Here is a 20,376-nt window from a genome sequence, read left to right on the forward strand (position 1 = left end):
ACTCCCTCTCGCGTCTCCTGACGTGACGTGCGGCACAGCATGCCCGGGACGGCTGGCCATTTGCAAGGATTTTGTTAATCGAGATTCACAGATAAGTTAACGACCATCCACGTCGGCGACAGCGGAGAGGCAGGGGCCCGTGGCAGGTGCGCAACGCGTCGCCGTCCGGCCGCGCAACCGCAAGCAGCTGATCCTGGCCGCGGCCGGCGAGGCCTTCGCCGAGCGCGGCTACCACCACGTCGGCATGGAGGAGATCGCCGCCGCGGTGGGCGTCTCGGGCCCTGCCCTCTACCGCCACTTCCCCAGCAAGTACGCGCTGTTCGCCACCTGCGCGACGTCGCTCAGCGGCCGGCTCCTCGACGAGTGGGCAGCCGCGCCCCTGGGTGCGGACCTCGCGGACCCCGTGGTCGCGACCGCGCACCTGCACGACGTCTTCGCCACCCTGGCCCGCGTCACCGCGGGTCAGCGGCGCGCCGGCGGCATCTACCGCTGGGAGGGGCGCTACCTCGAGCCGGCCGACCGCGAGGCGGTGCGCCGGCAGTTCGAGGAGATGATCGAGCGGGTCGCGACCGGCGTCCGCACCGTGCGACCCGACGACCCGCCCGCCGACGTCGACCTGCTGAGCTCCGGCGCCCTGAGCGTCGTCGCCAGCATCACCGCCCACCGCACGTCACTGCCGATCACCCGACTGACCCGGATGGTCGCCGACACCGCGACCCGCGTCGTGCACACCGACGTGCCACCGCAGCGGTCGACCGGCGACCCCTTGCCGACGGCGCCGGCTGCGCGTCGGGTCCCCCGGCGTACCGCCGTGCTCGAGTCGGCGGTCCACCAGTTCCACGCGGAGGGGTTCGCCGAGGTCACGATCGAGGCGATCGCGGCGGAGGCGGGCCTCACGACCTCCGGCTTCTACCGGCACTTCCGCAGCAAGGCCGAGGTGCTGCTCGAGGCGTGCCTGGTCGCATCACGAGACCTCGACGCCGCGGTCGAGGCGGCCGGCATCCGGGGCGCGCCGCCCGGCGTCGCCCTCGACCGGCTCGCCCGGGCGTACGTCGCCCACTCGTTCTCCCACCAGGAGCAGATGTCGGTCTACTACGCCAACGTCGCCACGCTCCCCGCGGCCGACCAGGCACGGCTGCGCGCGCTGCAGCGCGACCACGTCGCGCTGTGGGTGACGCTGCTGCGCGGGACCCTGCCGGACCTCGGGCCCGCCGAGGCGCGGTTCCTGGCGATGGCCGCGATCTCCACGGTCACCGACCTCGGCCGGCGGCTGCACTGGCGCGACGACGACAGCACCCGCGCACGGGTGCACGCGATCGTCGGCCAGATCCTCGCAGCGGACGGACTCAGCGCCCCGTGAAGACCGGAGCCCGCTTCTCCTGGGCGGCCCGGATGCCCTCCTGCAGGTCCGCGGTCGCCAGCGTGATCGGCTGCGCCATCGCCTCCCACTGGATCGCGGCCTCGAAGTCCGCGTGCCCGCCGTCGGTCAGCGCGAGCTTGGTCAGCCGGCTCGGGATCGGCGCGGTCGCGGCGATGCCGGCGGCCGTCTCGAGCACGGTGTCGAGGAACGTCTCCGGCGCGTGCACCTGCGACACGAGGCCGAGCCGCAGCGCCTCGTCCGCGTCGACGACGCGGCCCGTGAGCAGCAGGTCGCGCGCGTGTGCGGGACCGACCACGTTCGGCAGCAGGTGGGTCGCGGCCATGCCCGGGTGCATCCCGAGCTTCACGAACGGCACGCCCAGCTTGGCGCCGGTGGCGGCGTACCGCAGGTCGCAGGCCAGGGCCAGGCACAGGCCGGCCCCGATCGCCGCACCGTTGACCGCCGCGATCGTGGGCACCTCGAGCCGACGGATCGACAGCCAGGCCCGGTAGAACGCGATCATCCGGGTGCGCAGGTGGTCGACCGACGCGTCCGGCTCGCTGGCGATCCACGAGGTGTTGCCGCCCGAGCAGAACGCCGAGCCGGCACCGGTGACGACCACCGCCCGGACCGAGCGGTCCCCGGCCAGCTCGTCGACCGCCGCGACCCACGACGTGGTCATCTCGTCCGACATCGCGTTGCGCTGGTCGGGGTTGTCGAGGGTGAGCAGGACGACCCCCTCGGAGGGGCGGTCGACGCGCAGGTGAGGGCCGGTAGTCATGGGGTCAAGGTACTGAACCGGGTTTCGCCCCGCCGTGAGCGGATTCACGGCTCACGGTGCGCCTGACGCACGCTCAGGCGCACGTGACGTAGGGTCGAGTCGGTTCGGCAGCACCCGCTGTCGTACTCCGACGGGTCTTCCCCCCTTCCCCGTCGCGACGACCGATGAAAATGATTAGGCAAGGAGGCCGTCATGGCGGAGACCTGGAGCGGCGAGTTCTACTGCGTGAAGTGCAAGGAGAAGCGCGAGGCTGAGGGCGAGGTCAAGGTCAACGACAAGGGCACCCGGATGGCCAAGGCCGTCTGCCCGGTCTGCGGCACGAACCTCAACCGCATCCTCGGCAAGGCCTGACGCACATCCGCGTAACGCCAAACTGAGCCAGTACGACGGCGCCCTCCCGCACGGGAGGGCGCCGTCGTCATTTCCTCTCCGGCTGTGGACGACCGGAACCGGGTGCTCCGCGCTGGGTAGACGGCACCCATGAGCCATCCCCGCCTCCGGCCCGGGCTGCACGTGGTGCGCCGCGACGACGACCACCTCCAGGTCGGCGTGGACCCACCGTGGCGCGTGGTCCTGCCCGACCAGCCCGACGTACGTCGCCTCCTCGACGACCTGGTCTCCGGGCGGCCCGCCCGCCCGGACTCGCCGGCCGCGCACCGCGCGCTGGCCGACCTGCACCGTGCCGGGCTGCTGGTCGAGCCCGTGGTCCGCCGCGGAGCCGTCCGGGTCGCGGTCGAGGGCGGTGGCGTCACCGCGGCCGAGGCGGTCCGGATCCTGCGGGCGGCCGGCGGCGAGGTGGTCGCGGCGGAGGACGCCGAGGTCGCGCTGGTGGTCGCCGACGGCGAACCCCGGCGCACCGACGTGGACACCCACCTGCGCGACGGCCGGACGCACGTGGTCGTCGGCGCGGCGCCGTCCGGCTTCACGGTCGGGCCGTTCGTCGTTCCGGGCTGGACGGCCTGCCTGCGCTGCGTCGACGCGCACCGGGGCCAGCACGACCCGCGCCGGGCCGTGGTGGTCGAGCAGGTCGGCGGCCTGGCGGGCGAGGCGCACGACGCCGGGCTGACGGCCCTGGTCGCCGCGTGGGCGGTGCGGGACGTGCTCAGCTATGCCGAGGGCGGCCGGCCGTCGACCTGGTCCGCCACCGTGACGATCGGCCCGGACCTGGCACCGCGCACGGACTCGTGGCTGCGGCACCCGCACTGCGGCTGCTCCTGGGCCGAGGGGCTGGTGGGTTGAGCCGGGAGGTTCACCAGAACTCGCTGTCGAGCTTGCCCTCCATCGCGCGCAGGTTGGCTCGCGAGCAGTCGTCGCAGTAGGCGCGCTTGCGGCCGTTCTCGACGGCGGTCGTCCACGTCAGGGTCGCGGCGTCGTCGGATTCCTGGCGGCCGCAGAAGTCGCAGATCATGCCCACCGCTCCAGGGTAGCCAGCGCGGCCGTCGAAATGCCGAGAGCCGGGCACGGGACCTGTGGTCTCGTGCCCGGCTCCCGGGTTCAGTCACCCGCGATCAGGTGAGGGGTGGTTGGTTCGTGATCAGAGCGCGCGCCAGAGCCAGACGCGCCTGCTGTGCCGCCTGCTCGGCCTTGCGGCTGAGTCGACGAGCCGTGGCCAGCCGGCGACCCAGCTGGAGCTCCTGCGCCTCTCCCAGGCGCATGGACATTTGCGCGCGGGCCAGATCTTCGTGCATCAAGTTCATGTCGTTCGTTCCGTTCGGGTTCGTGGTCACGATGGTCTTCATCAGATGAGCTTTCGTTGTTCGGTGCTGCGCTCAGAAGGTGCGAGCGAGAGCGAGGCGGGCCTGCTGAGCGAGTCGCTCGGCCTGACGGCTGGTGCGGATCGCACCGGCCAGCCGGCGACCCGGTCGGCACTGCTCGGCCTCGCGCAGGCGAGCGGTCTGCTCCGCGCGAGCGAGGTACTGGGTGTTGAGGTTCATCTCGGTTCCTTTGACGTCGTTGTCGAAGAGGTTGGTCGGTGGTGCTGGATCAGGCGGCTGCCTGGTTCTTGCGGGGGCGGCCCCGGGGACGCTTCCGGGGGATCACCACGCCCTGGAGGAAGAGCTGGCCTCCCCAGACTCCCCAGGGCTCACGGCGTTCGAGGGCACCGTCGAGGCACAGGGCCTGGACCGGACAGGCCTGGCACAGCGCCTTGGCGTTCTCCACGTCGGCCGGGGACTCTGCGAACCAGAGCTCCGGGTTGTTGGCCCGGCACGGGAGCAGGTCGTCGTCGACCTGACCCGCCTGGTCGTGCAGCTGGCCCAGGGTGACCTCGGCAGTGCCATCGGTGCGAACGAGCTCGCTGATGGTCATGTTTCACCTCCTCTCCTGACCTGATCGCTGGTGGTGGTGCGGTTCGGGTTGAAGATCCGTGCCTTGAGAAACACAAAGGCCGCGGATCCCGGTTTTCGGGTTCCGCGGCCTGGAGGCTGCCGAGCTGTTGGTTCTCAACAGGTCGGTGGACTCCAGGCACTGGTCCCCGGGACGTAGGACTGGGCGAGACCCCGGTTGTCATCGCCGAACGAGTCAGCGATCACCGCAACGCGGTCGCGCATGACGAGCTTCGTCGTGGCGGCGTTGCCGGCCTCGGCTGCGCGGGCGGACACCGTGAAGGCGTGGCCGCAAATGGGCATGCCAAAGGCCGACGGGGTCTGAGCCGTCATCCAGGTCTTGGTGCTGTTCATTGGTGCCACCTCCTTCAGTAGTAGGGCGCCGATCCTGCCAAGATCGTGTGCGCTGTTTCTGTTGCTTGCGGAAAACTATCGTGGACCCGCTGTAATGGGCAAACGATTTAGTGGGTATTTCTCGATTTTTTTCGCGACCGGCTCAGCCGACCACGCTCAGCACCTCGTCGCCGTACTTCTCGAGCTTCGACCGGCCTATACCGCTGATGCGCAGCAGGGCGTCGGGGGTGCGCGGCTTGTGCTCGGCGATCAGCTGCAGCGTCGCGTCGGTGAAGACCACGAACGCCGGCACGCTCTCCTCCCCCGCCCGCTCCTTGCGCCACTCGCGCAGCCGGTCGAACAGCTCCTCGTCGTACGACGCCGGGCAGTCCGCGCAGCGCCCGCGCTTCTTCTCCGCGCCGGTCGACAGCGGCCGGCCGCACTCGCGGCAGCCGGCGACCTTGCGGGTGCGGGGCTGCTCGCGGGCGGCCAGGACCTCCTGGGGCAGCAGCGGGTCGAGGAACCGGGACGGCTTGCGGTTGGGGCGTCCGCCCGGGTTGCGCGCCAGCGACCAGGACAGCGCGAGGTCCACCCGCGCCCGGGTCATGCCGACGTACAGGAGCCGGCGCTCCTCCTCGATCGCGGCCGGGGTGTCGGCGTAGGTGATCGGGAGGGTGCCGTCCTGCAGGCCGCAGAGGAACACGGAGTCCCACTCGAGGCCCTTGGCGGCGTGGAACGTCGCCAGGGTGACGCCGTCGGCGACCGGGGCGTGCTGCTCGGCCGCGCGCCGGTCGAGGTCGTCGACGAAGCCGTTGAGCGTCGCGCCGTCGTGGCTCGCGAACTCGATCGCCTGGTCGACCAGCGCCTGCCAGGACTCCCAGCGGTCGCGGGTCTGGCCGCGCGTGGTCGGCGCCTCGGCGGTCCAGCCCATGCCGGCCAGGATCGCCGCCACAGCACCCGGGATGCTCGCCGCGTCGTCGCCGGCCTCGCCGGAGCGAGCGGCGCCGCGGAGCCGGGTGACCGCCTCACGGACCTCCGGCCGGTCGAAGAACCGGGCCGCGCCGCGGACGACGTACGGGATGCCGCGCGCCGACAGCGCCTCCTCGAACGACTCCGACTGGGCGTTGATCCGGAACAGCACCGCCACCTGGCCGAGGCTGCGGCCGGCGTCGCGCAGCCGCAGGATCGCGGCGGCCACCGCCTCGGCCTCGGCGACCTCGTCGGAGCGCGGGGTGTAGCTGACGGTCGGGCCGGACGGGCGCTGGGCACGCAGCTCCACACCTTGGCTGAGCGACCCCGCGAGCAGGGTGTTCGCGGCCTCGACGACCTCGGGCGTGGAGCGGTAGTTGCGGACCAGCTCGACGGAGGTGGTGTTGGCGTGCTTGCGGGGGAAGTCGCGCAGGTAGTCGGCGTTGGCCCCGGCGAAGGAGTAGATGGTCTGCGCGGGGTCGCCGACGACGCAGATCTCGTCGCGGCCACCGAGCCAGAGGTCGAGCAGCGCGGACTGCAGCGGCGAGACGTCCTGGTACTCGTCGACGACGAACCACTTGTACTGGCGGCGCACCTGCGCCGCGATCCGCTCGTCGTCGGCGAGCATGCCCGCGGTCAGGAGCAGTACGTCCTCCATGTCCATCCGGCCCTGGCCGCGCTTGACGTCCTCGTAGCTGCTGAACACCCGGCCGACGGTCTCGTGGTCCTGCCCGGTGACGCTGCGGCCACGCTGGGCGGCGACCCGGGCGTAGTCGTCAGGGTGCACGTTGCTGACCTTGGCCCACTCGACCTCGGAGGCCAGGTCGCGCAGCAGTGCCTGGTCCGCGGAGAGCCGCTGCCGGCGGGCCGCGGTGGCGAGCAGGCCGATCTTCGACTCGATCAGCGTGGGCAGCTCGGTGCCGTGCGCCTGCGGCCAGAAGTAGCGCAGCTGACGCAGTGCCGCCGAGTGGAACGTGCGCGCCTGGACCGGCCCCGCGCCGAGGGCGCGCAGCCGGGCGCGCATCTCGCCGGCCGCGCGCGTGGTGAACGTGACCGCGAGGATCTCGGTCGGGGCGTAGATGCCGGTGGCGACGCCGTACGCGATCCGGTGGGTGATCGCCCGGGTCTTGCCGGTCCCGGCTCCCGCGAGCACGCGGACCGGCCCGCGCAACGCCTCGGCGACCCGCCGCTGCTCGGGGTCGAGCGCATCGAGCAGGGGGTGGGCGTCGGGCATGTCGGGGGAACAACTCCTCGTGAGCGATGGTTGAGTCGGCGAGACCTTTCCAAACCCTAGACGCCGGAGGCGACAGTCCCGATGCACGGTTCCTTCACGATGTACTCGACCCCGTGGTGTGGCTACTGCCACCGCCTCAAGGGCCAGCTCGACCGCGAGGGCATCACGTTCGACATCGTCGACATCGAGCAGCAGCCGGAGGCCGCCAAGCTGGTGGAGTCGGTCAACAACGGCAACCAGACCGTCCCCACGCTGGTCTACTCCGACGGCACCGCGCAGACGAACCCGTCGCTGGCGCAGGTCAAGGAGAAGCTGGCCGCTCTGGCTGGCTGAGCGCTGGTGACGGATTCCCCGGTGCACCGGGGAATCCGTCACTTCCTGGGTGTTGCAACGGCTGAGAAGTTCCAGGAAAGGCCGAGAAGTCCGGCCTCACCACTCGCCGGGCAGCTCCCCGCCGTACCAGTGCTCCACGAGTGAGCGACTGATCGATACGCCGCGCGGGAGCAGCAGGGTGCCGGCCTCGGCGAGCTCCTTCATCTCCGCGCGCGTGAACCAGCGCGCGTCCTCGAGCTCGTCGTTGTCGACCGCGATCTCGGTGCTGGTCGCGCGCCCGACCATGCCCAGCATCAGGCTGGCCGGGAGCGGCCAGGGCTGGTTGCCGAAGTACTCCACGTCACCGACCACGACGCCCGACTCCTCGAGCACCTCGCGGCGTACGGCGTCCTCGAGCGTCTCCCCCGGCTCGCAGAAGCCGGCCAGCGTGGAGTAGCGACCCTCGGGCCAGACCGCCTGGCGCCCGAGCAGGCAGCGCTCGTCCTCGGCGCCCGGCTCTCCCGAGGTGACGATCATGATGACCGCGGGGTCGGTGCGCGGGAACTGCACATGGCCGTTCTCGCAGACCAGCTCGTGCCCGGCCGCGCGCGGCGCGAGGGGCTCGCCGCAGCGCGGGCAGAAGCGGGTGACCCACAGCCACTCGGCGAGGCCGAGCGCGTGGAAGACCAGCGGCGCGCCGGCGAGCGCGTCGTCGGCGAGGAACGGCAGGAGCCCGCGCAGCGGCGTCCAGTCGCCGCCGGCCTTGGAGATCTCGGCGTCGACGATCACCGCGAACCACGCGCGACCGTCGTGCTCACCCAGCAGCACCCGGAGGCCGTCCGGCGCCTCCGCCGGCGCGACCCAGTCGAGCGCGCCGGCCACCGGCCGCACGCGCGTGCCGGCGACGACCAGCACCCGCGACTCCGGGTCGGCCCACCGCGCGGCGAGCCAGGCGTCGTCAGCGCGGTAGGCGCCGGCGCGGTCGTGCGGGTTCGCGGACAGGCGCTCGTGCTGGTACCTCACGAGTGCAGGCTATGCGCCATGCGGAGCGGCACGCCGAGCGACCTCGTTGTTGACAATGATTCTCATTTGCAATGAGAATCATGGTCATGTCACGACACGTCTTCCGCCGTACTCCCGTCCTCGTCGCCCTCGCGCTCACCGCCCTCACGGGCTGCGCGAACGACGACTCACCCGCCGCCGAGCAGCCGTCGTCGACGCCCGAGGCGCCGTCCGTCCAGTCCGTCGACGCACCGGAGCCGCGCCTCGCGGTGACGTACGACGGCGGCGTGCTCGTCGTCCGCGCATCGGACGGCGAGGTGCTGCTCGACGAGCCGCTCGGGGGCTTCCTGCGGGTCAACCCCGCGGGCGACGACCGGCACGCCTTCGTCAGCGCGGCGGGCGGGTTCACGGCGCTCGACCTCGGGTCCTGGACGTCCGACCACGGCGACCACGGCCATTCCTACGCCGACGACCCGGCGCTGCTCGACTTCACGGTGCCCGCCGAGGAGCCCGGCCACGTGGTCGTCCACCACGGCTGGACCACGCTCTTCGACGACGGCACCGGCACGATGACGTCCTTCGAGTCCCACGAGCTCGACGAGCCCGACGAGCTGGAGACCGAGACGGCGACGACGCCGGACCCGCACCACGGCGTCGCGGCCCGCACGCACGACGGTGGCTGGCTGCACACGCTCGGCACGAGCGAGGAGCGGTCGAGCATCACCGTCGTCACCGCGGACGGCGAGCAGCTCGCGTCCAGCGACGAGTGCCCGGGCGTGCACGGCGAGGCGTTCGCAGGTGAGGTCGCGGTCGTGGGGTGCGAGGACGGCGTGCTCGTCGTCGACGGCACCGAGATCACCAAGGTGGACGCACCGGACGCGTACGGCCGGATCGGCAACCAGGCCGGCCACGACGAGTCGGCGTACGTCCTCGGCGACTACAAGGTCGACCCCGACGCGGCGCTCGAGCGCCCGACCCGGGTCAGCGTCATCGACACGACCGACGCCTCGCTGCGCCTGGTCGACCTGCCCGCGAGCTACTCGTTCCGCTCGCTCGGCCGTACGCCCGAGGGCGACGGGCTGGTGCTCGGCACCGACGGCGCGCTGCGCGTGATCGACGTGCGCCGGGCCGCGGTGCGCTCCTCGCTCACGGTGGTCGCGCCGTGGCGCGAACCGCTCGACTGGGAGCAGCCGCGCCCGACGCTCGAGGTGGTCGACGGGACGGCGTACGTCACGGAGCCGGCGACCCGGGAGATCCACGTCGTCGACCTCGACCGGCTCGAGGTGGTGCGGACGCTGACGCTGCCCGAGGTGCCCAACGAGCTGGTGGGCGTCAGCGGCTGACCGCCAGTCCCTAGGGTGGGCGCCATGAGCACGCACATCGGCGCCCGCCCCGGGGACATCGCCCCGCTGGTCCTGCTGCCCGGCGACCCGCTGCGGGCGAAGTGGATCGCCGAGACCTTCCTCGAGGACGCGACGCTCTACAACGAGGTGCGCGGGATGTACGGCTACACCGGCACATGGAACGGCCACCGGGTGTCGGTCCAGGGCTCCGGCATGGGCCAGCCGTCGCTCGCGATCTACGTCCACGAGCTCTTCACCGAGTACGACGTGCAGTCGGTCATCCGGGTCGGCTCGTGCGGCGGGATGAGCGAGAAGGTCGCGATCCGCGACCTCGTGATCGCGTCCGGCGCCTGCACGGACTCGTCGATGAACCGGATCCGGTTCGAGGGCCTCGACTACGCCCCGGTCGCCGACTTCGGGCTGCTGCGTGCGGCGTACGACGCCGCGGAGGGCCGCGACGGGGTGCACGTCGGGCTGATCTACAGCAGCGACTCGTTCTACGCGGCGCGTCCCGAGCTGGCCGCCCGGATGGTCGAGTACGGCGTGCTCGCCGTCGAGATGGAGGCCAGCGCCCTCTACACCCTCGCTGCCCAGCACGGCCGCAGGGCGCTGGCGATCTGCACGGTCTCCGACCACCTGGTCACCGGCGAGGAGACCACCTCTCAGGAGCGCGAGCAGACGTTCGGCGAGATGGTCGAGATGGCGCTCACGGCTGGGACCACCGTCACGGACTAAACCCGCGCCCCGACAGCGTTCTGCCGACGTGGAGATCCTCGACGCGGTGGTGATCGGTGCCGGGCAGGCCGGGCTGTCGGCGTCGTACCACCTCACGCGGCGCGGGATCGCGCACGTCGTGCTCGACGCCGACGCGGCACCCGGTGGCGCGTGGCAGCACCGCTGGGACTCGCTGACCATGCGCGACGTGCACGGGATCGCGTCCCTCCCCGACTCCGACTCCCCCGCCGACGAGGCCGGCCGGGCGAACGCCGTGGTGCCGGCGTACTTCGGCGCCTACGAGCGCGCGCACCGGCTGCCCGTGCTGCGTCCGGTGCGGGTCGACCGGGTCGAGCCGGCCGGCGAGCTGCTGGTCGTGCACGCCGGTGAGCGGAGCTGGACGACGCGCACGATCGTGAACGCGACCGGCACCTGGACCCAGCCGCACGTGCCGTACTACCCCGGCATCGAGACCTTCCGCGGCGAGCAGCTGCACACCGTCGGCTACCCCGGTCCTGCCCACTTCCACGGCTTGCGCGTCGTGGTCGTCGGCGGGGGCGCGTCGGGCGTGCAGCTGCTCGGCGAGATCGCCCCGGTCGCCGCCGACACCCTCTGGGTCACCCGGCGCGAGCCGGTGTGGCGCACCGACGAGTTCACGCCCGAGGCCGGGCGCGAGGCGGTGGCGCTCGTGGAGGAGCGGGTACGCCGCGGTCTTCCGCCGGCGAGCGTCGTCAGCGTGACCGGACTGGCGCTGCGCGACCAGGAGCGGGCGGCGGAGCAGCTGGGCGCCTACCGACGCCACCCGATGTTCACAGCGATCGAGCCCGACGGCGTGCGGATGCCGGACGGGTCGCTGTGGCCCGCCGACGTGATCCTCTGGGCGACCGGGTTCCGGCCCGCGATCGCCCACCTCGCTCCCCTGCACCTGCGCTCCGAGCACGGCGGCATCCAGCTCGACCGGGCCGGGACCACCGCGGTCGCGGACCCGCGCGTGCAGCTGGTGGGCTACGGCCCGTCGGCGAGCACGATCGGCGCGAACCGCGCCGGCCGGGCTGCCGCCACCGGCGTCGCCCGCTGGCTCGCTCAGAGCGCGAGCAGCGCCTCCAGCGCCTGACGGTCCGGCAGGTCGGTGGGCTCGACGACCTCGCCGGTGCGCACGTAATAGAACGCCGCGCGCACCCGGTCGAGCGGCACGTCGTGCAGCTCGGCCCACGCCAGCCGGTAGATCGACAGCTGGAGCGGGTCGGCGGTCGCGGACCGGTTGGTCTTCCAGTCGACGACGAGGTGGTCGTCACCGTCGACGTACACCGCGTCGATCCGGCCACGCACGACCTGGCCACCGAGCACGAGCGCGAACGGCGCCTCGACCTGATGGGGCACCCGGCTCGCGAACGGCCCGGACTCGAACGTCGCGATGAGGTCCTTCAGGTCGGTGTCGTCGTCGATGCCCGCGTCTCCGCGACCGGGCAGGTCGCCGTAGTCGAAGAGGTCCTGCTGGCCGAACCGCGCCTCCACCCACGCGTGGAAGCGGGTGCCGAACCGCGCCGCCGACGACGGTGGCCGCGGCATCGGCCGGGCCAGCTCGCGGGCGAACGTCTCGGGGTCGTCGCGCAGCCGGCCGAGCGCGGTGGCCGAGAGGCTCGACGGGAGGGGTACGGCGACGTCGGAGCTGCGGTCTCGGCGCGCCTCGGCGAGCAGCCGGTCCAGCTCGGCGTCCCACTCCGCGACCCGCGCGGCCTCGATCATGTCCAGCCCGGCGTCGACCGCCTCCGGGTCGGCCTCGACCACCCGTCGCGCGGCCTCGATGCGCAGCGCGGCCTCACGCCCGGTGCCGGTCGGCGGCCACGGACGGGACGGGTCGACGGCGTCGTACGGGTTCGCGGCGCCCTTCTCGGGCTTGTCGAGCCAGTCCGCGACCGGCTCGCCCCAGTCGTCGAGCTGGTCGCGGACCACGAGCTGGTACGCCGACGGGCCGAACGGCGTCGCGCGCGGGCTCCAGAGGTAGGAGGACACGAACAGGCGCCGGGCCGCGCGGGTGAACGCGACGTACCCGAGGCGCAGCTCCTCCTCGGCGTCGTGGTCGCGGGTGGCGGCGCGGTAGGCGTCGAGGGCGGCCTTGTCGTGGCCGGCGAGCTGCGGGAGGTCGGCGGCGTCGCCGCGCAACGGCGCCGGGAGGATCGCCGGCGACGACGTCCACAGCGTGCGGGAACGGTTGGACGGGAACCGGGTCTCGCAGACGCCGACCAGGAAGACGAAGTCCCACTCGAGGCCCTTGGAGCGGTGGACGGTGAGCAGCTTGACCGAGTCGGCCTCGGTCGGGGTCGCCACGTCGAGGCCGTTGCCCTGGTCGTCCTCGGCGGTGAGGTAGGCCAGCAGCGCCGGGAGGGTGACGTCGCCGTCGACGGCCTGGAAGTCCGCCACCGCCTTCACGAACAGATCGAGGTTGTCGCGCCGCGCCGACGCCGCCGGGCTGACCGCCGAGGCGAGCTCGACGTCGGTGCCGCTGGTGTCGATGATCCGGCGCACGATGTCGAGCAGCGGCTCCCCGACGTACGTGCGCAGGGTGCGGAGCTCGGCGGAGAGCAGGGCGAAGCGCTCGAGCGCCTCGGGCGAGTAGGGATGGTCCCCGGGGTCGGCGAGCGCGTCGTCGAGGGACGGGATCTCGGCCGGGTCGATGCCGTCGGCGATCTCGAGCAGGTGCTCGGTCACGGACTCCGGCGCCGCGCCGCGGCCCAGACGGCCGGAGATCTCCACGGCCCGGCGGCTGAGCAGCCGCAGGTCGCGCGGGCCGATCGCCCAGCGGGGGCCGGTCAGCAGCGTGAGCAGGGCGGCGTTGGCGGTGACGTCGTGCAGCAGGTGCAGGGTCGCGACGATCTCCGCGACCTCGGGCAGCCGGAGCAGCCCGGACAGGCCGACGATCTCGACCGGGATGCCGGCGCTGGTCAGCGCGTCGAAGACGTCCTCGGCGTGCGCGTTGTCGCGGGTGAGCACGCCGATCTTCGCCCACGAGCCGTCGTGCGACTCCTTCACGGCGTCGACCAGCCAGGCGAGCTCGTCGGCGTGCGTCTCGAAGACCCGCGCGGTCACCGAGCCGGTCTCCGCCTCGGGCTTGGCGACCAGCGGCTCGACCTGGCCGTACTTGGCGTACAGCGGGGCGGCCAGCCGGTTGGCGACCTCGAGGATCCGGGCGTCCGAGCGGCGGTTGACGGTCAGGGGGTACGTCGGGACCGGGCGGCCGCTGCCCGAGGGGAAGGTGTCGGCGAAGTTGAGGATGTTGGACACCGACGCACCGCGCCAGCCGTAGATCGCCTGGTTGGGGTCGCCGACCGCGGTGACGGGGTGACCGTCGCCGAACAGCCGCGAGAGCATCACGGCCTGGGCGACGGAGGTGTCTTGGTACTCGTCGAGGAGCACCACCTTGAAGCGGGTCTGCTCCAGCGCGCCGACGTCCGGCTGCTCCCGGGCGAGCCGGGCGCCGAGCTCGATCTGGTCGGAGAAGTCCATCAGGCCGAGGTCGCGCTTGAGCCGGCGGTAGGCCTCGACCAGGCCGAGCAGCTCGGCGCGCCGGTCGATCGCGGAGATCGCCTTCTCGACGGCCTCGCGGTAGGTGACGCGGTTCTTGCCCGCGACCTCCTCCTCGAGCGCCCGCACGAACCCGGCCCGCGCATCGTCGTCGACCGCGCGCACGTCGTCGGGGCCGACGAGGTGCTCGCTCATCGCGCTGTCGAGGGCGAGGAGGTTCTGGATCACGGTCTCCGGGTGGTCGGAGAGGTGCCGCACGTCGCCGGTGTAGCGGTCGACCGCCCGCGCGCCGAGCTGGTAGCGCGCGGCGTCGGTGATCACCCGGGTGTCGGGCTCGTGCCCGATCCGCAGGCCGTGGTCGGTGAGCAGCCCGGCGGCGTAGGCGTTGTACGTCGCGACCGTCGGCTCCAGGACGTCCTCACCGTCCTCCGGCTGCTCCAGCGCGCCCGCGGCGGCGAGCGCCTCGCGGATCTTGCGGCGCAGCTCGCTGGCGGCCTTGGTGGTGAACGTCAGGCCGAGCACCTCGTCGGGCCGCACCTGGCCGGTGACCACGAGGTAGACCACCCGCGCGGCCATCAGCGTGGTCTTGCCGGAGCCGGCTCCGGCGATCACGACCGCCGGCTCGAGGGGCGCGGAGATCGCGGCCCACTGCTGGTCGCTCGGGGCGTACGGCGTGCCCATGACCTCCTGGAGGTCCTCGGGGCTGTCGATGCGGCGGATCACTGGCTGGTCACCGGCCCCGCGCTCTTGATCGGGCAGATCGGAACGAACGTGCAGTCGCGGCAGTGCTGGCCGGCGACCGCCGGGAAGGTCTCGGTGCGCAGCAGCGACGCCGCGTGACCGAGCCGGGCGCGGAGCTCGTCGCGGGCCGGTCCGTCCTCGGCCTGGACGTCCTGGGCCTGGACGACCGCGGTCTCGCCGCCGTCGGTGAGCCCGAGCTGGACCAGCTCGGCGCCGCCCGCCTGCGCCCCGGGCACCAGCTCGTCGACCGCGCCGTGGTCGACGGCGTACTGGTAGAGGCCCAGCTGGACGTGGCTCTCGACGGCCTTGTTGCTGGGCTTGGTGCGGCCGGTCTTGAGGTCGACGACCACGACGTTGCCGTCGGCGTCGACCTCGAGGCGGTCGGCGTACCCGGTGAGCTTCACGTGCTCGCCGTTCTCGAGCTGGACGACGGTCGTGAACGCGGACTCCGTGTCGAGGAGTCGGCGCGGGTTCGCCAGGTGCCACTGCAGGAAGCGGCCGAGGGCCGCGCGGACTCGCTCGTGCTCGCGCAGCTTCGACCAGGGGGTGCGGAAGTCGAGCCGGTCCCACACGGCGTCGACGTGCTCCATCAGCACGTCGAGGGCGGGCTCGACCTCGCCGGTGGCGACCCGCTGGGCGAGCGCGTGCAGGAGCTCGCCGAGGTTCGCGGACTGGTGGGCCCGGGAGATGCCGCCGGCCTCGCGCTCGAGGAACCACTGGGTCGGGCAGACCGCCATCGACTCCAGCACGCTCGCCGACACCGGCACCGGCTGGTCGGGGTCGCGGACCGGCTGCACGGAGCGGGTGGCCGCCCGGGTGCCCCACCACGACGACGGGTCGGCGATGCGGACCTCGGGGGCGAGCCGGGCAAGCCGCCGAGCGGCCGCCTCGCGCAGCGGCTCGGTGGTGTCGGGGTCGGCGACGGTGCGCCGGAGCTCGGCGACCAGCCCCGCGAGGGACAGCGGCCGGGGTGGGCGGCCCACGACCCGCTCGACGGTGACGCCGAGCTCGTCGAGGAACCGGGACGGCTGCTCGCCGTCGTCCTCGGCGGACGCGACCGCGGTGACGACCAGCCGCTGGCGCGCGCGGGTGCAGGCGACGTAGAACAGCCGGCGCTCCTCCATCAGCAGCTCGCGCGCGGACACCGGCGGGACCACGCCGTGCTCGCCGATCCGGTCGGCCTGGAGCAGCGTCGAGCGGCGCCGCAGGTCGGGCCAGCCCTCCTGCTGCACGTGCGCGACCACGACCAGGCGCCACTCGAGCCCCTTGGCGCGGTGCGCGGTCAGCAGGCGCACGGCGGAGCCGCGGGCGCCACGCTCGGCCAGGGTGTCCGCGGGGATCTGCTGCTGCACCAGCGTGGCGAGGAAAGCGCGCACGCCGACGTGGTCGCGCTGCTCCTCGGCCCGCGCGGCGACGTCGAACAGCGCGCACACGGAGTCGAGGTCGCGGTGCGCGCGGCGGGCTGCGCCCCCGCCGAGGTCGACCGAGCGGCGCAGCCGGGCCGGCCAGCCGGTCCGTGACCACAGCGTCCAGAGCAGCTCCTCGGCCGAGGCTCCCCCTCGCATGTCGTCGCGGGCGTCGACGAGCAGCTGGGCGAGCGCCCGGGCGCGCACCACCTCGGGGCCGTCGAGGCCGTCGAGGAACCCCGGGGTGACGATCGCCGAGCGGACCAGCTCCCGCGACGTGCGCGGGGTGCGGCCCTCGGCCTTGCTCTGCTCCTTCTCCCGGATCCGCAACCGCCGGGCGAGGCGGCGTACGTCGCCTGCGTCGAGCCCACCGAGCGGCCCGAGCAGCAGCGCCTCCGCGCGCGCCGGGTCGATGTGGTCGACGTGGTCGATGTCGTCGTTGTCGAGGTTGACCACGGCGCGGAGCGCATCGATCAGCGGCAGGACGGCAGGGTCGCGGACCAGCGGCACCTCGTCGCTCGCGACCTCGACGGGGACGCCGGCCGCCCCGAGCGCTCGGCGCAGCGGCGGGATCGACGCCCGCCCCGAGCGGACCAGGACCGCCATCTGGTCCCAGGGGATGGAGTCCTCGAGGTGGGCGCGGCGCAGCAGGTCGGCGAGGTGCTCGGCCTCGGCACGCTCGGTGTCGAAGGTGCGGACCAGCACCCGGCCGTCGCCGAGGTCGTTCGGCTCGGCCTCGGGCGCGAGGAACGCCGCGCGCGCCTCGGCGGGGATCGTGCCGGGCAGCGCGAGCCGGCCGGCGACCCGCTGCGAGGCGACCAGCAGTCGCGGCCCGAACCGCCGGGTGGTGCGCAGCGCGACCACGTCGGCGGGCGCGCCGTCGGCACGCGGGAACTCGGTCGGGAAGTCGAGGATGCCGCGCACCTCCGCGCCCCGGAAGCCGTAGATCGACTGGTGGGGGTCGCCGACCACCACCAGGTCGCGGCCGTCACCCGCGAGCGCACGCAGCAGCGCGACCTGGCCGGGGTCGGTGTCCTGGTACTCGTCGACGAACACCGCACTGATCTGCGCACGCAGCTCGTCGCGGTGCGCCTCGGCCTCGATGGTGGCGCGGCGGATCAGGTCGGCGTAGTCGGTCGCGCCCTGGGAGTCGAGGTTGGTGAGGTACTGGTCGAGGAACAGCCCGGCGGCGACGTACTCCGGCAGGCCCTCGGCCTCGCCGAGCGCCTTCAGGGCCATGCCGTCGAGGCCCTTCTCGCGGGCGCGGGACAGCACGGTGTGGACCTCGCGGGCGAAGCCGCGGGTGCCGAGGGCGCTGGCCAGCGACTCGGGCCAGACGACGGACTCGGGGTGGTCGGTGAGCAGCTCGCGGAGCACGACGTCCTGCTCGGGCGCGGACAGCAGCCGCAGCGGCGCCTCGTAGAGCTCGGCGGGCGAGTAGCGCCGGATCAGCGCGTAGGCGAACGAGTGGAACGTCGAGCTCAGCGTGGTCGACATGGTGCGGCCGAGCCGGGCGGTGACCCGGTCGCGCAGCTGCTCGGCGGCCTTGCGGGAGAACGTGAGCGCGAGGATCTCGTCGGGCTTGGCGCCGCGCTGCTCGATCCGGTCGACGATCGCCTCGACCAGGGTCGTGGTCTTGCCCGTGCCGGGGCCGGCGAGCACGAGCAGCGGCCCACCCGCGTGGTCGACGACCCGGCGCTGGTGCTCGTCGAGCTCGGGCACGGCGACCGTGACGTCGGGCCGCACCAGGCGGTACGTCGTCGGGGTGGCCGTCATGTGGGCTAGCCAACCACCTGGCGCCGACATGGCTCGACAATGGCCCTCGTGAGCCAACGCACTGTCGCCATCCTCGCCTTCGACGACATGGAGGTGCTCGACTTCGCCGGGCCCTACGAGGTCTTCAACGTGGCCGGGGAGCTGGGCGAGGGCAACCCGTTCTCGGTGCACTCGGTCGGCGTCACCGGGGATCCGGTCGCAGGTCGTGGCGGGTTCACCGTGCTGCCGACGTACGCGATCGCGGGCGCGCCGATCCCCGACCTCGTGGTCGTGCCCGGCGGCGCCGGGTCGCGCGCGCTGATGACGGACGAGCGGGTGCTGGCGTGGCTGCGCGAGCGGGCCGCCGAGGCCGAGCTGCTGCTGTCGGTGTGCACCGGCGCACTGGTGCTCGGCGCGGCCGGGCTGCTCGCTGGGAAGCCGGCGACCACCCACCACGACGCGTTCGACGAGCTGGCCGCCGTGTCGCCGACGACCAAGGTGGTCCGTGGGCAGCGGTTCGTGCGCAGCAGCGAGACGATCCTGACCTCGGCCGGGGTGTCGGCCGGCGTGGACCTCGCGCTGCACGTGGTGCAGCTGCTGGCCGGGCAGGAGACCCGCGACCGGACGGTCACGGAGATGGAGTGGATGTGGCAGTCGTGAGCTGCCCGCGTTGGCACCTCTCGCCATAGGCGGCGTCGGTGCGCCTCAGTAGCGTGCGCACATGACCGAAGGCCCCCTGTCCGACGTACTCGTGCTCGACCTGACCCGCGCGCTCGCCGGCCCGCACGCCGCGATGATGCTCGGCGACATGGGCGCGCGCGTGATCAAGGTCGAGTCGCCCTCCGGCGACGACAGCCGCGGGTGGGGCCCGCCGTTCCTCGGCGAGGGCGACGACCGCGAGTCGACGTACTTCATGTCGGCCAACCGCAACAAGGAGTCGATCGTCCTCGACCTCAAGTCCGAGGCCGACCAGGACGTGCTGGCGCGCCTGGTCGAGCGCGCCGACGTGCTGATGGAGAACTTCCGCGTCGGCGTCCTCGACCGGCTCGGCTTCTCGGTCGAGCGGCTGCACGAGCTCAACCCCCGGCTGGTGGTGCTGTCGATCACCGGCTTCGGGCACGACGGCCCGGAGGCGTCGCGCTCGGGCTACGACCAGATCGCGCAGGGCGAGGGCGGGCTGATGTCGATCACCGGCACCGAGCAGCCGACCAAGGTCGGCGTGCCGATCGCCGACCTGGTGGCCGGGATGTACGGCGCGTACGGCGTGGTCGCCGCGCTGCACGAGCGGAACCGCACCGGCCGGGGCCGCGTGGTCCGCACGTCGCTGCTGGCCGGGATGGTCGGCGTGCACGCCTACCAGGGCACGCGGTGGACGGTCGGCGGCGAGGTGCCCGGCCTGGCCGGCGACCACCACCCGTCGATCTCGCCGTACGGCATGTTCGCGACGGGCACGGCGCCCGTGCAGATTGCGTGCGGCTCGGAGGGCCTGTGGCGCGCGCTGTGCAACGCCTTCGGCTGGGACCCGGCCGAGGCGGCGTTCGCGACGAACGCGCTGCGCGTCGCCAACCGGGGCGCGCTGATCGAGCGCATCGAGGGGCTGTTCGCCGACCAGCCGGCCGAGCACTGGCTGGAGCTGCTCTCGGCGGCCGGCGTCCCGTCGGGCATGGTGCGGTCGATGGACGCCGTCTACACCTGGGACCAGACGCGGTCGCAGGGGCTCGTGATCGACGTCGAGCACGCCACCAAGGGTCGTCTCGAGCTGCCGGGGTCGCCGATCCGCTTCGACGACAACCCCTACTCCGGCGGGCGCTCGACGCACCTCGCTCCCCCGACGCTGGGCCAGCACGATGCGTCGATCCGGGAGTGGCTGGAGTCGTGAGCCGCGACTGGCAGCAGTGGCACGAGCACTACGACGACCCGGACTCGTCGCTCTCGAAGCGGCTGACCGTGGTGCGTGGCGCCCTGCAGGGGCTGCTGGCCGCGGCCGAGGGGCCGGTCCGGCTGCTGAGCCTCTGCGCCGGTGACGGCCGCGACACGCTGCCCGTCGTCCGCGCGTCCGACGCCTCGGTCACCGGGGTGCTCGTCGAGCTGGACCCCGAGCTGGCTGCCCGTGCCCGGGCGAACGCCCCGGCGGGGATCGAGGTGCGGACCGCCGATGCCGGCACCACCGCGTCGTACGCCGACGTCGCGCCTGTCGACGTCCTCCTCGAGTGCGGGATCTTCGGCAACGTCACGGACGACGACATCGCGCGGACCGTCGCCGCCACGCCCTCGCTCCTGGTGGCCGGCGGTCACGTCGTCTGGACGCGCGGCAACAACGTGCCGCGCGACCCCACGTCGTACGAGGGAGACCCGGCGGAGCTGGTGCGCGGGCTCTTCCTCGACGCGGGCTTCGAGGAGGTCGTGTTCGTCAGCGACCCGTCCGGCTTCCGGGTCGGCGTCTCCCGGTGGCCGGGGCCGGACGGCGTGCCCGGGCCCGGCCAGCGGGTGTTCCACTTCGTCTGAGCTCGGACTTCTCGGGCAATCCCTGACGTTCTGGGGTGAAGTTTCGGCCCATAAGGTCAGGTTTCCCCGGCCCAC

20 protein-coding genes are annotated in these 20,376 nt (G+C 73.0%); 10 read left to right on the forward strand and 10 right to left on the reverse strand.

Annotation, left to right across the window (positions count from 1 at the left end; translation table 11 throughout):
• Nucleotides 1-139: 139 nt before the first annotated feature.
• A complete protein-coding gene (locus tag ABD875_RS10105) occupies nucleotides 140-1,360 on the forward strand; it encodes a TetR/AcrR family transcriptional regulator (RefSeq protein ID WP_345174373.1) in 1,221 nt (406 codons plus the stop codon).
• Here the strand turns inward: ABD875_RS10105 and ABD875_RS10110 are convergent.
• Nucleotides 1,347-2,141, reverse strand: a complete 795-nt coding sequence (locus tag ABD875_RS10110; RefSeq protein WP_345174382.1) for an enoyl-CoA hydratase/isomerase family protein — start codon at nucleotides 2,139-2,141, stop codon at nucleotides 1,347-1,349. The genes ABD875_RS10105 and ABD875_RS10110 overlap by 14 nt on opposite strands.
• Nucleotides 2,142-2,333: 192 nt before the next feature.
• On the opposite strand from ABD875_RS10110, the gene ABD875_RS10115 reads away from it, so the two are divergent.
• Nucleotides 2,334-2,492 carry a DUF5679 domain-containing protein gene (locus ABD875_RS10115; protein WP_011754982.1) on the forward strand — a complete coding sequence of 53 codons (159 nt, stop codon included), beginning with the start codon at nucleotides 2,334-2,336 and terminating at the stop codon, nucleotides 2,490-2,492.
• Nucleotides 2,493-2,621: 129 nt separating this feature from the next.
• A complete protein-coding gene (locus ABD875_RS10120) occupies nucleotides 2,622-3,380 on the forward strand; it encodes a hypothetical protein (protein WP_345174395.1) in 759 nt (252 codons plus the stop codon).
• A 10-nt stretch (nucleotides 3,381-3,390) separates the two neighbouring features.
• Here the strand turns inward: ABD875_RS10120 and ABD875_RS10125 are convergent, their stop codons facing one another.
• The 6 genes from ABD875_RS10125 to ABD875_RS10150 all read right to left on the reverse strand — a co-directional run bounded on the left by ABD875_RS10125 (nucleotide 3,391) and on the right by ABD875_RS10150 (nucleotide 7,001).
• Entirely contained in the window at nucleotides 3,391-3,555 is a 165-nt protein-coding gene (locus ABD875_RS10125; RefSeq protein ID WP_345176306.1) for a hypothetical protein, read from the reverse strand.
• A 94-nt stretch (nucleotides 3,556-3,649) separates the two neighbouring features.
• The gene (locus ABD875_RS10130; protein WP_345174402.1) at nucleotides 3,650-3,880 is read right to left on the reverse strand and encodes a hypothetical protein; all 231 of its coding nucleotides are present in this window, start codon (nucleotides 3,878-3,880) and stop codon (nucleotides 3,650-3,652) included.
• Nucleotides 3,881-3,910: 30 nt separating this feature from the next.
• Nucleotides 3,911-4,075, reverse strand: a complete 165-nt coding sequence (locus tag ABD875_RS10135) for a hypothetical protein (protein WP_345174410.1) — start codon at nucleotides 4,073-4,075, stop codon at nucleotides 3,911-3,913.
• Between the two features lie 49 nt (nucleotides 4,076-4,124).
• Nucleotides 4,125-4,448, reverse strand: a complete 324-nt coding sequence (locus ABD875_RS10140) for a WhiB family transcriptional regulator (protein WP_345174418.1) — start codon at nucleotides 4,446-4,448, stop codon at nucleotides 4,125-4,127.
• A gap of 134 nt (nucleotides 4,449-4,582) precedes the next feature.
• Nucleotides 4,583-4,819: a hypothetical protein gene (locus ABD875_RS10145; RefSeq protein ID WP_345174427.1), complete on the reverse strand. Its 237-nt coding sequence runs from the start codon at nucleotides 4,817-4,819 to the stop codon at nucleotides 4,583-4,585.
• Nucleotides 4,820-4,961: 142 nt separating this feature from the next.
• Nucleotides 4,962-7,001: an ATP-dependent DNA helicase UvrD2 gene (locus tag ABD875_RS10150; RefSeq protein WP_345174436.1), complete on the reverse strand. Its 2,040-nt coding sequence runs from the start codon at nucleotides 6,999-7,001 to the stop codon at nucleotides 4,962-4,964.
• Between the two features lie 81 nt (nucleotides 7,002-7,082).
• Here ABD875_RS10150 and ABD875_RS10155 point away from each other — a divergent pair, with 81 nt between their 5' ends.
• Entirely contained in the window at nucleotides 7,083-7,334 is a 252-nt protein-coding gene (locus tag ABD875_RS10155) for a mycoredoxin (RefSeq protein ID WP_345174441.1), read from the forward strand.
• A gap of 96 nt (nucleotides 7,335-7,430) precedes the next feature.
• Here ABD875_RS10155 and nudC read toward each other — a convergent pair whose 3' ends face one another.
• The gene (gene nudC / locus ABD875_RS10160; protein ID WP_345174446.1) at nucleotides 7,431-8,336 is read right to left on the reverse strand and encodes an NAD(+) diphosphatase; all 906 of its coding nucleotides are present in this window, start codon (nucleotides 8,334-8,336) and stop codon (nucleotides 7,431-7,433) included.
• An 86-nt stretch (nucleotides 8,337-8,422) separates the two neighbouring features.
• Between nudC and aztD the strand changes: the two genes are divergently transcribed.
• The 3 genes from aztD to ABD875_RS10175 are packed head-to-tail and all read left to right on the forward strand — an operon-like array spanning nucleotide 8,423 to nucleotide 11,486.
• Complete coding sequence (gene aztD, locus ABD875_RS10165; protein WP_345174474.1) at nucleotides 8,423-9,658, forward strand: zinc metallochaperone AztD; 1,236 nt, start codon at nucleotides 8,423-8,425, stop codon at nucleotides 9,656-9,658.
• 24 nt (nucleotides 9,659-9,682) lie between these two features.
• Complete coding sequence (gene deoD, locus ABD875_RS10170) at nucleotides 9,683-10,393, forward strand: purine-nucleoside phosphorylase (RefSeq protein WP_345174483.1); 711 nt, start codon at nucleotides 9,683-9,685, stop codon at nucleotides 10,391-10,393.
• 28 nt (nucleotides 10,394-10,421) lie between these two features.
• On the forward strand, nucleotides 10,422-11,486 hold the full coding sequence (locus ABD875_RS10175) for an NAD(P)-binding domain-containing protein (RefSeq protein ID WP_345174490.1): 1,065 nt from the start codon (nucleotides 10,422-10,424) through the stop codon (nucleotides 11,484-11,486).
• Here the strand turns inward: ABD875_RS10175 and ABD875_RS10180 are convergent.
• Together ABD875_RS10180 and ABD875_RS10185 are read right to left on the reverse strand one after the other, a co-directional pair.
• Entirely contained in the window at nucleotides 11,456-14,617 is a 3,162-nt protein-coding gene (locus ABD875_RS10180) for an ATP-dependent helicase (RefSeq protein WP_345174496.1), read from the reverse strand. The genes ABD875_RS10175 and ABD875_RS10180 overlap by 31 nt on opposite strands.
• Nucleotides 14,614-17,817: an ATP-dependent helicase gene (locus ABD875_RS10185; RefSeq protein WP_345174502.1), complete on the reverse strand. Its 3,204-nt coding sequence runs from the start codon at nucleotides 17,815-17,817 to the stop codon at nucleotides 14,614-14,616. The genes ABD875_RS10180 and ABD875_RS10185 overlap by 4 nt, the downstream gene beginning before the upstream one ends.
• Nucleotides 17,818-17,856: 39 nt before the next feature.
• Between ABD875_RS10185 and ABD875_RS10190 the strand changes: the two genes are divergently transcribed.
• The 3 genes from ABD875_RS10190 to ABD875_RS10200 all read left to right on the forward strand — a co-directional run bounded on the left by ABD875_RS10190 (nucleotide 17,857) and on the right by ABD875_RS10200 (nucleotide 20,301).
• Nucleotides 17,857-18,456 (forward strand): DJ-1/PfpI family protein, encoded by a 600-nt coding sequence (locus ABD875_RS10190; protein WP_345174510.1) that lies wholly within the window; start codon nucleotides 17,857-17,859, stop codon nucleotides 18,454-18,456.
• A gap of 61 nt (nucleotides 18,457-18,517) precedes the next feature.
• Nucleotides 18,518-19,675, forward strand: a complete 1,158-nt coding sequence (locus tag ABD875_RS10195; protein ID WP_345174515.1) for a CaiB/BaiF CoA transferase family protein — start codon at nucleotides 18,518-18,520, stop codon at nucleotides 19,673-19,675.
• The gene (locus ABD875_RS10200; RefSeq protein WP_345174536.1) at nucleotides 19,672-20,301 is read left to right on the forward strand and encodes a class I SAM-dependent methyltransferase; all 630 of its coding nucleotides are present in this window, start codon (nucleotides 19,672-19,674) and stop codon (nucleotides 20,299-20,301) included. The genes ABD875_RS10195 and ABD875_RS10200 overlap by 4 nt, the downstream gene beginning before the upstream one ends.
• Nucleotides 20,302-20,376: the final 75 nt, after the last annotated feature.

It is taken from the genome of Nocardioides caricicola, assembly GCF_039541135.1.
Classification (GTDB): domain Bacteria; phylum Actinomycetota; class Actinomycetes; order Propionibacteriales; family Nocardioidaceae; genus Nocardioides; species Nocardioides caricicola.